We start from the raw sequence: 10,523 nt of genomic DNA on the forward strand, positions 1-10,523 counted from the left end.
TCGTGGCGCGCGCGCAGACGATTCAGATCTACCTCCCGTCGGGCAGTCCGGCGGGCATCCGGGTCGCCAGCATCACCACTCGCACTGTCCGGGTTTTCGAGGTGCCGCGCTCGCTGCTGAGCGAATTCCTCCAGCGCCGCGAGTCCGGGCAGGTGGGGGTCTACTTCCTGTTCGGCGCGGCGGGTGAGGAGTCGACTCGCGCCTACATCGGCCAGTCCGGCAACGTAGGGGAGCGACTCAAGCAGCACACCTCGGGCAAGGACTTTTGGACCACGGCGATGGTGGCGGTGTCGCTGACCAACGAGTGGACCTCGACCCATGTTGCGTTCTTGGAGTGGCTGTCGATCGACCGTGCCATCAAGGCCGGCCGGTACGCGTTGCTGAACGGCAACCAGGCCTCCAACCCGCACACCCCCGAGCCGATGGAAGCGGACTGTTACGAGTTCCTCGACACCATTGCGGTGCTCTTGGCGACCCTTGGCGCGCCGGTCCTTGAACCGGTCCGGCAGTCCCCGACCACCGTCTCCAGCGCCGATACTGCCGGCCCGGTACAGGAGTTGCTGTTCTTCCGGGAGGCGGGATGTGAGGCGACGGGGTATCAGACCTCAGAGGGCATGTTGGTGTTGGCCGGGTCTGTCGGGCGCGCGGATCTGCGCGGTTCGGCGGTCCTTTCCACGCGGCGGCTGCGGGACTTGCTGCGTGAGCAGGGCGTAGTCGATCTGCAGGAGGGTCGGCTGGTGTTCGTCAAGGATCATCTTTTCAACAGTCCGTCGGCGGCGGGTGGATTCCTTGTGGGCGGCAGCAACAATGGCCGCACCTCGTGGAAGAACGACTCCGGTCAGGACCTCAATCACATCGAGGCTCGCGAGCTGACTGCATTCGCAGGCGGCGGCGCGCTCAGCGCCGACGTGGAAGGAGTGATGTCGTGATGGCCCAGCACAACGAGATCGAGTTCGAGTGGGAGATCTGCGAGCACTTGGCCGCCCACGGCTGGCTGTACTCGACCAACGACTCCGGCTACGACCGGGAGCTGGCGTTGTTTCCGGAGGACGTGTTCGGTTGGCTGGCTGACACTCAACCCGATCAGCTGGCCAAGCACCTCAAGCCCGGGCTGACCGGGCCGGCGTTGGAGACGGCACGGCGGGGGGTTCTTGCTGCGCTGGCGAAGACCCTCGACGCCGACCCTGCGAGGGACGGCGGCACCCTGTCGGTGCTACGGCGCGGGTTCAAGCACATCAACGCCAAGTTTGCGATGTGCCAGTTCGCCCCGAACACCACCCTGAACGCGACCACCGCCGAGAAGTACGCGCAGGTGCGGCTGCGGGTGCTGCGGCAGGTGCACTACTCGACCAGCTGTAACAACAGCATCGACCTGGTGTTCTTCGTCAACGGCCTGCCGGTCGCCACCGCCGAGCTCAAGACGGACTTCACCCAGAACATCACCGACGCGATCCTGCAGTACAAGCACGACCGCTCGCCGAAGGGCGAGCCGCTGCTGGCGTTCGGGTCGCGCGCGCTGGTGCACTTCGCGGTCTCCAACAGTGAGGTGGAGATGACCACCAAGCTCGCAGGACCGGGCACGGTGTTCCTGCCGTTCAACCGGGGCAACGACCACCACAAGGGCAATCCGGCGAACCCCGAGGGCTCGCCGGCCGCGTACCTGTGGGAGACGATCCTTCAGCGTGATACGTGGCTGGACATCCTCGGCCGTTTCATGCACCTGGAGATCCGCGACTCTGTCGACCCGATCACAGGGAACAAGGTGCGGAAGAAGACGATGCTCTTCCCGCGCTACCACCAGTGGGAGGTCGTCACCCGCCTGGTCGACGCCGCCCGCGCCGAGGGGCCCGGCCACAAGTACCTGATCCAGCACTCGGCCGGATCCGGCAAGACCAACAGCATCTCGTGGCTGGCGCACCGGCTCTCCGGGCTGCACAACGCGGCCGACGAGAAGGTCTTCGACTCGGTCATCGTCGTCACCGACCGCACCGTCCTCGACTCCCAGCTGCAGGAGGCGATCAAGCAGATCGACAAGGTGCACGGCGTCGTCGCCCACATCGACGGCCTCGGCGGCTCGAAGTCCCAGCTGCTGGCCGATGCCCTCGCCGCGCGGACCCCGATCATCATCGTCACCATCCAGACGTTCCCGCACGCTCTGGAGGCGATCGCCGACCGTGCCGAGCTGGCGTCGCGCTCGTTCGCGATCATCGCCGACGAGGCCCACTCCTCCCAGGCGGGCGAGGCCTCGAAGCGGCTCAAGGATGTGCTCTCGCCCGGCGAGTTGGCGGAGCTGGCTGACGGCGGCAGCGTCGACACCGAGGACATCCTGGCCGCGCAGATGGCCGCCCGGGCGTCGACCCCGAACGTGTCGTTCTTCGCGTTCACCGCCACCCCGAAGGGCAAGACCCTGGAGCTGTTCGGCCGCCCCGGCCCGGACGGGCTGCCGGCACCGTTTCACCTGTACTCGATGCAGCAGGCCATCGAGGAGGGCTTCATCCTCGACGTGCTGGCCAACTACACCCCATACAAGACGGCGTTCCGCCTCACCCACAACGGGCGCGCCTACGAGAGCGGGTCCGACCGTGCGGGCGGCACCGTCGCCGTGAAGACAGACGGCCCGGCCGGCGAGGACCTGGTGGACAAGTCGGCGGCCATCACGTCGGTGATGAACTGGGTCAAGCTGCACCCGACGAACATCTCCCAGAAGGTGCAGATCATCGTCGAGCACTTCCGGCAGAACATCGCCTGGCGGCTCGACGGCAAGGCCAAGGCCATGGTCGTCACCTCCTCCCGCAAGGCCGCGGTGCGGTACAAGGTGGCGTTCGACAAGTACGTCACCGAGCACGGCTACACCGACGTCGCCGCGCTGGTCGCGTTCTCCGGGGAGGTCACCGACACCGACACCGGGCCGGACAAGTTCACCGAGACCTCGATGAACCCGCGACTCAAGGGCCGGGACCTGCGCGACGCGTTCAACACCGACGAGTACCAGGTCATGTTGGTGGCCAACAAGTTCCAGACCGGCTTCGACCAGCCGCTGCTGGTGGCCATGTACGTCGACAAGAAGCTCTCCGGCGTCGCGGCCGTGCAGACCCTGTCCCGGCTCAACCGGACGCTGCCGCCGAAGAAGGACCAGACCTTCGTCCTCGACTTCGCCAACGACCCCAAGGACATCGTCGACGCGTTCGAGCCGTACTACGAGGCCACCACCCTCTCGGGGGTCACCGACCCGAACATCATCCACACCCTCGCCTCCAAGCTGGACATGGCCGCCATCTACACCGACAGCGAGGTCACCGGGTTCGTCGAGGCGTTCGTGGCGGGCAAGGGCAACAACGCGTTGACCCGGTGGATCACCCCGGCCCGGCAACGCTTCCGCGCCGGCGAACAGCAGGCGGTCGCCAATAGCGACCAGGCGGCTCGGGACGAGCTGGACATGTTCCGCAAGGACGTCTCGACCTATATCAAGCTGTACGACTTCCTGTCCCAGATCGTCGACTACGAGGACCCGCAGCTCGAAGCTCGGTCACGGTTCCTCAAGCACCTCGCGCCGACGATCACCAGCGAGCAGATCAACCACGAGATCGACCTGTCGACCGTGCAGTTCGACTACATCGACCAACACAAGCAGGCCACCTCCAACAGCAAGTTGACGGGGGAGGCGACGGTCGATCCGATGAGCGAGGCGGGCAGCGGCGTTGTGCGGGATCCGGAGCTGGTTCGGTTCGAGGAGATCATCGCCAAGATCAACGACCTGTTCTCGGGCGAGCACACCGAGGCCAGCACCCGCGCGGTGGTCACCCACATTCGCGACAAGCTCACCGAGAGCGAGACGCTGCAGGAGCAGGCCCGGGCAAATTCGCTGGCCCAGTTCTCGGCCAGCCCCGACATCAAGACGGTGTTCACCGGCGCGGTGATCGAGTCCATGAAGGCGTCCGAGGACCTGTCCGGGCAGATCCTCTCCAGCGAGACCATCGCCCAGACCCTGCTCGACGCGCTGCTGCCCGGTATCCACCGAGCCTTCAACACCGCCGTGCGCGGGGACGTGCAACCCGAGGTGGCGGTCGGGGTGGAGTACACCGAAAACCAGCGGGTCGGAGGGCAGTAGTCGACAGTCTGCAGAACCGATGACGGTGTTGCTGCGTTTGTCCGCCGCCGGTGGTGGGCGGCATCGGGGTATCCAGTCGTGACCCCCACTCGCGTAGATTCTGCCGGTGAGCGACGACATGCAGCAGATGCCCGATGGCGACGATCAGCCAACAGCAGTGGAGACGACGCGACAGCCCGGGTCCGCCGGGGGACAAACTCCGGTCACGTGGTGGCAGACGGTGCACAAGGCTATGACCACGACCACGCAGATCGTGCTGCCGTGGTGGACGGTGTACGCGGCCGCGGCCTTCCTGCCGTTCGTCCTCGTGCTCGGGTTCTGCTCGCGCTGGGGAGCGAATCAGTGGGGAAACGTGGCGTCCTGGCTCTCGGGGTTCGCGACCCTGCTCGCCGTGGTGGTTGCGCTGCGGCAGGCCGCACTCGCCAGGCGACATGCCGACGAGCTGTACGAGCGGCAGGCGAGAGCCGCGAACCTGGCGGTGCAGCGGTCCGAGTTGATGGTGCTGTGGCCCGTACTCGAAGAGACCGAGTTAGTTGCCCACCGAATGCTCCCAGATCCCGGTGTAGCCACTCCTGATCGGGATGAATGGAACGGCCAATTGGCGAGGTGCAAGCGCGCGTATTCGCGTGCGAGATTGTTCCTTCACGACGAGCAGGTACAGGTAGCGATTGGCCACTTTGTCGAGGCTGTTGACCTGCTTGACCAGCAACTGAAGTCAATCGAGCGGGAGCCCCAGACCTTCAAAGCCCCCGGTGTTGTTAGGCAGGTTCTGTGGATGCGCATCCGCCACATCACAGTCACGCGGATTGCTCTACGAGACAAGGCGGCTGCACGACTGACGGACTTTGTCCCCGATGAAGTCGTGAAGCGGGCGGACGCATGGTCGGCACCCACGGCCGTTGACGATCTTTGATCCGCTTCTCTCGGCCATGTAGCGCCGCATGATGGCCTTGAGGTCGGTCGTAGGCACGTCCCTCAGGTCGTTGTTGTGGGCGACCGCCGCCTCGTCGTCTGTTTCCCGGCGTCTACCGTTGAAGACCCAGTACATGCCACCGTCGAGGATGTCCAGGCTTCCACGTGTTGCCACCGGACTCAGTGCACGGCCGGTAGGTTCGCGACCGCTTGACAGCGCTACCAGCCCCGTTCGTGCCACTCCGCGAGGTGCGGCCGCTCGGTGCCGAGGGTGGTGTCCTTGCCGTGGCCCGGGTAGACGACCGTGTCGTCGGGGAACCGCTCGAAGATCTTCCTCGACGTCGCGGTAGAGGCCGGTGAAATCGTCGGGATTTGTTGTCCGTCCAAGACCCCCGGGAAGAGGGAGTTTCCGGTAACTGCTGACTCCCGGCTTGTCCTCCGAAATGGCGACTGGTGACTGCAGGTCGGCGTGATGCCTCGATTCAGGCCACCGGTCTGCGCAGGGCCATCAAGCACAGTCATCGCAGATACCGCTCTTTGGGAGCGTCAAATGGTGTCGGGGGCACATTGCTGGCGGTTTCGGCGGTACTGCTGCTGCCGATTTGCGTGCCGACGACTCTCTCGCGGCAACTACCTGCGGTGGGAGAGTCGGTTCCCCACCACCTGCGGGTAGCTCGGCTGCGAAGTGCCGGTAGCAGTCCAGCCGTGCCCTGGCCGCATGCTGATCGAGATCATCCGGAATCGGCTGGCCCTCGATGTCCAGAACGTATTGGTAGCCCCGGCCGACCGTTTGGTCCTGGGTGACGCAGAGAGCCGTCAGCGCAGGTTCGCGACGCCGCTGGCACTCCACCGCAACTTCACCCAGGACGCCACCGATCCAGTTGCGCATCTGCGAGCGAGTTCGGATGCCGGTGAGGTCTTGGACCTTCTCGGCAAGCTCTTTGTAGGTGATGAAGTCGTTGTACCGAGTGGCGGTGTCGGCCAGGACGTCGTACGCAGCGGTCGCCCACGAGGCGCACGCTTCCTTGAAGGGGACGGCCGATCCATCGGACGTTCTCCAAGTGCCTGGGGTTGGTACTTCGTCGGTGGTCGGGGACGTCACGACGGTCGAGAACGACGCGGACGGTTCTTCCCCGACCGCGATCTCCACTTCCGCTGTCTTGGGTGCAGTCGTGCGGTCGATCGACGGATTGGCGCGCGGTTGATAGACGCTGGTTACGAACCCGATCTTGCGGAGCTGGGCGAGCGCGTGGTGGGAGTTGTAGGTAGAGCGAGATTGCCCGCAGGCCAGCTCGAATGCCTGTTTCGGCGGGTAATGGACCCCTCCTACATCGACCCAGTGGTCCTGGATGGGTTCGGGGTCGACGCGGCTGATCGCGGCAATCGCGAGGTATAGCTCATCGGGGACTTGGGGATCGCTCACGTCGGCTATTACAGCGGATGGATCCGACAGATCCAATGTCGGTCCGCGCGTAGGCGACTCGGTGGTGCCATCGATTGCTCGTGTGTTGTCCGTCCCGGGCGTGACCGTCAATCTCGGACTCATCGTCTCGGCCGTGGGTACCCTCGCCGCATGGTTGCACCCACCGATCCGGATGGCACCGTCGTCGCTCTCGTCGAGGCGCGCTCGACGTACCCGAGTCCGGAGAACGGATCGTTCTACGACGAGGTCCTCGCTGAGGTTCAGGGACGGGCTGCCAGTTCGGGGTCGTTGGGGAAGGCTGACGTCGGTGCGCTCATGATGTGGAAGCGGCTGAATTTGAGCACAGTCTGGACGCGCGAGCTGAACGAGTGGCCGGACAGGAAGGTCCGGGCCGTCACAGGTACGGCTCTTGAACTAGCCAGAGACACTGGTTTGTCGATCCCCGAAGCCGCCGGACGGGCGCGCGCTGCACTGGTCGATCTTCCGGGGTGCAGGCAAGGCGCTGCGGTCGCGTCCACGCTTCTGACCGCTGGAGCCCCGAGGCGGATGGCCGTATACGACCGCAGGGCGGTAGTCGCCCTGCATAACCTCGGTTATCCCGATCCGCATGGGTTTTACAGTCGGTTCATGTCCACCGTGGCCGAGCTGGCTGAACTGGTGAACGGCACGACCGGTGAGCGCTGGTGCCCACGCGACGTCGACAAGGCGCTTTTCATGCTTGGTGGGTCCGGAGCGCGGAGGCAGGTGTAGCCGGCGAGGTTCCGCCTGGGGCTGCCTTCGGACGGGAGGGGCAGGTCAGACGCGACGAGCTAATTGTCGCGTCTGATGCCGTCCGGCCCGATCCAAGCAGTGATCTTGCTGCCGTGCCTGGCGGGCGCGCACCAGGCCGCCGTGGCGGTGCCGTAGCCCAGTCCGTTCCAGCCGCCGCCTTCAGTGGCATACCAGGTCTGCTGCGTGAACGGTGATCGCGACGTTGTGCCGTTCTCATGCGTGATCTCGAGGCTCCAGCCAGACATGTCGGCATCATTTGGGTCGACGATGACGAACAGGCTCCCGTCGACATCGGACGCGAGTTCGGTCGGCGGCAGGGGTGTAGTCACCAGCCGCGCTCCTGCCACTCCGCGAGGTGCGGCCGCTCGGTGCCTATGGTGGTGTCCTTGCCATGGCCGGGGTAGACCGTGGTGTCGTCCGGGAAACGCTCGAAGATCTTGGTTGTGACGTCCCGGTAGAGCGAGTTGAACTCGTCTGGATTTGTTGTCCGTCCAAGACCCCCGGGGAACAGCGAATCGCCGGTGAACAGGTGCACGGTTCCGCTCGCCGGATCGGTGAGGGCGAGGGCGATCGAGCCCGGGGTGTGGCCGGACAGGTGGATGACCTCGAGTGCGAGCGAGCCCACCTCGACCAGGTCTCCGTCGGTGACGGTGCGGTCCGGCGTCACCGGCAGCGTCCCGGCGTCGAGGGCGTGGGCGACGGTCGGCACGCCGGTGAGCTTCACCACCTCCGCCAGCGCGAGCCAGTGGTCGGGATGCTGGTGGGTGGTCACGATCGAGGACAGGCAGGGGGCGGCCGTCTCGATCAGTCGGGCGAGGCGGTCGGCTTCGTTGGCGGCGTCGATGAGCAGCGCGTCGCCGGTCGCGGAACACACCACCAGGTAGGCGTTGTTGTCCATGGGGCCGACCGAGATCTTGGTGATCGTGGCACCGGCGATGGTGCGGCGTTGCGGGTCCGAGCCCGGAGCCAGTTCACCGGTGTAGTGGTCGTCGATTGTCATCTGCTGCCCGTCCATGACCGGGACGCTACCGTCCGAACCGGGCCCGTGGCGGGTCGGACGGAAGCAAGCGTGTCGGTGGGTCGGCCTACCATGTGCATCGGCCGAGGACTCATGCGCGCGACCAGTGCACATGTGCCGGACAAAGGGGAGAAGGGACATCGAGTGGCGGACCGCCTGATCGTGCGAGGAGCGCGTGAGCACAACCTGCGAGGCATCGACATCGACCTGCCGCGGGACAGTCTCATCGTCTTCACCGGGTTGTCCGGATCCGGCAAGTCGTCGCTCGCGTTCGACACCATCTTCGCGGAGGGACAGCGCCGCTACGTCGAGTCGCTGTCGGCCTACGCCCGGCAGTTCCTCGGGCAGATGGACAAGCCCGACGTCGACTTCATCGAGGGACTCTCGCCCGCGGTCTCGATCGACCAGAAGTCGACCAACCGGAACCCGCGCTCGACCGTCGGCACCATCACCGAGGTGTACGACTACCTGCGCCTGCTGTACGCGCGGGCCGGCACGCCGCACTGCCCGGTCTGCGGCGAGCAGATCGCCAAGCAGAGTCCGCAGCAGATCGTCGACCAGGTCCTCGCGATGGAGGAGGGCACCCGATTCCAGGTCCTGGCGCCTGTGGTGCGTACCCGCAAGGGTGAGTTCGTCGACCTGTTCGAGCAGCTCAACACCCAGGGCTACGCCCGGGTGCGGGTGGACGGCGTGGTGCACCAACTCACCGACCCGCCGAAGCTCAAGAAGCAGGAGAAGCACGACATCGAGGTCGTGGTCGACCGCCTCACGGTGAAGGCGAGCTCGAAGCAACGGCTCACCGACTCGGTGGAGACGGCGCTGCGCCTGGCGGACGGCATCGTGGTGCTCGACTTCGTGGACCGCGAGGAGAACGCCCCCGACCGGGAGCGGCGGTTCTCCGAGTCGCTGGCCTGCCCGAACGGGCACGCGCTCGCCATCGACGACCTCGAGCCGCGCTCGTTCTCGTTCAACTCGCCGTACGGCGCCTGCCCGGAATGCACCGGCCTCGGCATCCGAAAGGAGGTCGACCCGGACCTGGTGGTGCCCGACCCGGAGCTGAGCCTCGCGGAGGGGGCGATCGCGCCGTGGTCGATGGGGCAGACCTCGGAGTACTTCGGCCGGCTGCTGTCCGGACTCGCCGACGCGATGGGCTTCGACATCGAGACCCCGTGGAACAAGTTGCCCGCCAAGGCTCGCAGGGCGGTCCTCGAGGGCAGCGAGCACCAGGTCCACGTCAAGTACAAGAACCGGTACGGTCGCACCCGCTCGTACTACGCCGAGTTCGAGGGCGTGATGCCCTTCCTGCACCGCAGGCTCGAGCAGACCGAGTCCGAGCAGATGAAGGAACGCTACGACGGGTACATGCGCGACGTGCCCTGCCCCGCCTGCAACGGCGCGCGGCTGCGGCCGGAGATCCTCTCGGTCACCATCTCGGCAGGCGCGCACGGCAAGAAGTCCATCGCCGAGGTCGCCGACCTGTCCATCTCGGAGTGCGCGGACTTCCTGAACAGCCTCACCCTCGGTGCCCGCGAGGAGGCCATCGCCGGCCAGGTGCTCAAGGAGGTGCAGGCGCGGCTCGGCTTCCTGCTCGACGTCGGTCTGGAGTACCTGTCGCTGGCGCGAGCGGCGGGCACCCTGTCCGGTGGCGAGGCGCAGCGCATCCGGCTGGCCACCCAGATCGGCTCCGGCCTCGTCGGCGTGTTGTACGTGTTGGACGAGCCGTCCATCGGGCTGCACCAGCGCGACAACCGGCGCCTGATCGAGACCCTCACCCGGCTGCGGGACCTCGGCAACACGCTCATCGTGGTCGAGCACGACGAGGACACCATCCGCACCTCCGACTGGGTGGTCGACATCGGCCCGCTCGCGGGCGAGCACGGCGGCAAGGTGGTGCACAGCGGGCCGTACCAGGAACTGCTGACGTGCGAGGAGTCTCTCACCGGTGCATACCTTTCCGGGCGGTCCAGCATCCCGGTGCCGCTGATCCGGCGTCCCGTCGACAAGAAGCGCCAGGTCACGGTGGTCGGTGCGAAGGAGCACAACCTCAAGGGCATCGACGTGAGCTTCCCGCTGGGCGTGCTCACCTCGGTCACCGGTGTCTCCGGGTCCGGCAAGTCGACGCTCGTCAACGACATCCTGGCCACGGTGATGGCGAACAAGCTCAACGGCGCCCGGCAGGTGCCCGGCAGGCACACCCGGGTGAACGGGCTCGACCAGCTCGACAAGCTGGTACAGGTGGACCAGTCGCCGATCGGCCGGACGCCGCGGTCGAACGCCGCGACCTACACGGG

Annotated in this window: 8 protein-coding genes and 1 pseudogene; 5 read left to right on the forward strand and 4 right to left on the reverse strand. The window is 66.2% G+C overall.

All coding sequences use genetic code 11. The annotated features are described in order from the left end of the window. Nucleotides 1-2 precede the first annotated feature (2 nt). From ACFVH2_RS14750 to ACFVH2_RS14760, 3 genes are all read left to right on the forward strand, one after another. Nucleotides 3-929, forward strand: coding sequence for a GIY-YIG nuclease family protein (locus tag ACFVH2_RS14750; RefSeq protein ID WP_378424763.1), 927 nt, complete (start codon nucleotides 3-5; stop codon nucleotides 927-929). Further along, nucleotides 929-4,108: a type I restriction endonuclease subunit R gene (locus tag ACFVH2_RS14755; RefSeq protein ID WP_378424990.1), complete on the forward strand. Its 3,180-nt coding sequence runs from the start codon at nucleotides 929-931 to the stop codon at nucleotides 4,106-4,108. Before ACFVH2_RS14750 ends, ACFVH2_RS14755 begins: the two co-directional genes overlap by 1 nt. A 106-nt stretch (nucleotides 4,109-4,214) precedes the next feature. Then, complete coding sequence (locus ACFVH2_RS14760) at nucleotides 4,215-5,021, forward strand: hypothetical protein (protein WP_378424761.1); 807 nt, start codon at nucleotides 4,215-4,217, stop codon at nucleotides 5,019-5,021. A 218-nt stretch (nucleotides 5,022-5,239) separates the two neighbouring features. Here the strand turns inward: ACFVH2_RS14760 and ACFVH2_RS14765 are convergent. Together ACFVH2_RS14765 and ACFVH2_RS14770 are read right to left on the reverse strand one after the other, a co-directional pair. Continuing rightward, nucleotides 5,240-5,417, reverse strand: a pseudogene (locus ACFVH2_RS14765) (MBL fold metallo-hydrolase); the annotation flags it as partial. A 111-nt stretch (nucleotides 5,418-5,528) separates the two neighbouring features. Next, nucleotides 5,529-6,443, reverse strand: a complete 915-nt coding sequence (locus ACFVH2_RS14770) for a hypothetical protein (protein WP_378424760.1) — start codon at nucleotides 6,441-6,443, stop codon at nucleotides 5,529-5,531. 150 nt (nucleotides 6,444-6,593) lie between these two features. On the opposite strand from ACFVH2_RS14770, the gene ACFVH2_RS14775 reads away from it, so the two are divergent. Further along, nucleotides 6,594-7,193: a hypothetical protein gene (locus tag ACFVH2_RS14775; protein ID WP_378424758.1), complete on the forward strand. Its 600-nt coding sequence runs from the start codon at nucleotides 6,594-6,596 to the stop codon at nucleotides 7,191-7,193. Nucleotides 7,194-7,252: 59 nt separating this feature from the next. On the opposite strand, the gene ACFVH2_RS14780 is transcribed toward ACFVH2_RS14775, so the two are convergent. Together ACFVH2_RS14780 and ACFVH2_RS14785 are read right to left on the reverse strand one after the other, a co-directional pair. Then, nucleotides 7,253-7,543, reverse strand: a complete 291-nt coding sequence (locus ACFVH2_RS14780; protein ID WP_378424756.1) for a hypothetical protein — start codon at nucleotides 7,541-7,543, stop codon at nucleotides 7,253-7,255. Further along, entirely contained in the window at nucleotides 7,540-8,229 is a 690-nt protein-coding gene (locus ACFVH2_RS14785) for an MBL fold metallo-hydrolase (protein ID WP_378424754.1), read from the reverse strand. Before ACFVH2_RS14785 ends, ACFVH2_RS14780 begins: the two co-directional genes overlap by 4 nt. Nucleotides 8,230-8,376: 147 nt before the next feature. Here ACFVH2_RS14785 and uvrA point away from each other — a divergent pair. Further along, a partial coding sequence (uvrA, locus tag ACFVH2_RS14790) for an excinuclease ABC subunit UvrA (RefSeq protein WP_378475711.1) occupies nucleotides 8,377-10,523 on the forward strand: 2,147 nt, incomplete at its 3' end.

This window comes from Rhodococcus sp. NPDC127527, assembly GCF_042672245.1.
Classification (GTDB): domain Bacteria; phylum Actinomycetota; class Actinomycetes; order Mycobacteriales; family Mycobacteriaceae; genus Rhodococcus_G.

Bases quoted from the DNA above. Each gene is read 5' to 3' on its own strand.
- ACFVH2_RS14755 (WP_378424990.1), top strand. From the start codon at position 929: ATGGCCCAGCACAACGAGATCGAGTTCGAGTGGGAGATCTGCGAGCAC.
- ACFVH2_RS14775 (WP_378424758.1), top strand. From the start codon at position 6,594: ATGGTTGCACCCACCGATCCGGATGGCACCGTCGTCGCTCTCGTCGAG.
- ACFVH2_RS14785 (WP_378424754.1), bottom strand. From the start codon at position 8,229: ATGGACGGGCAGCAGATGACAATCGACGACCACTACACCGGTGAACTG.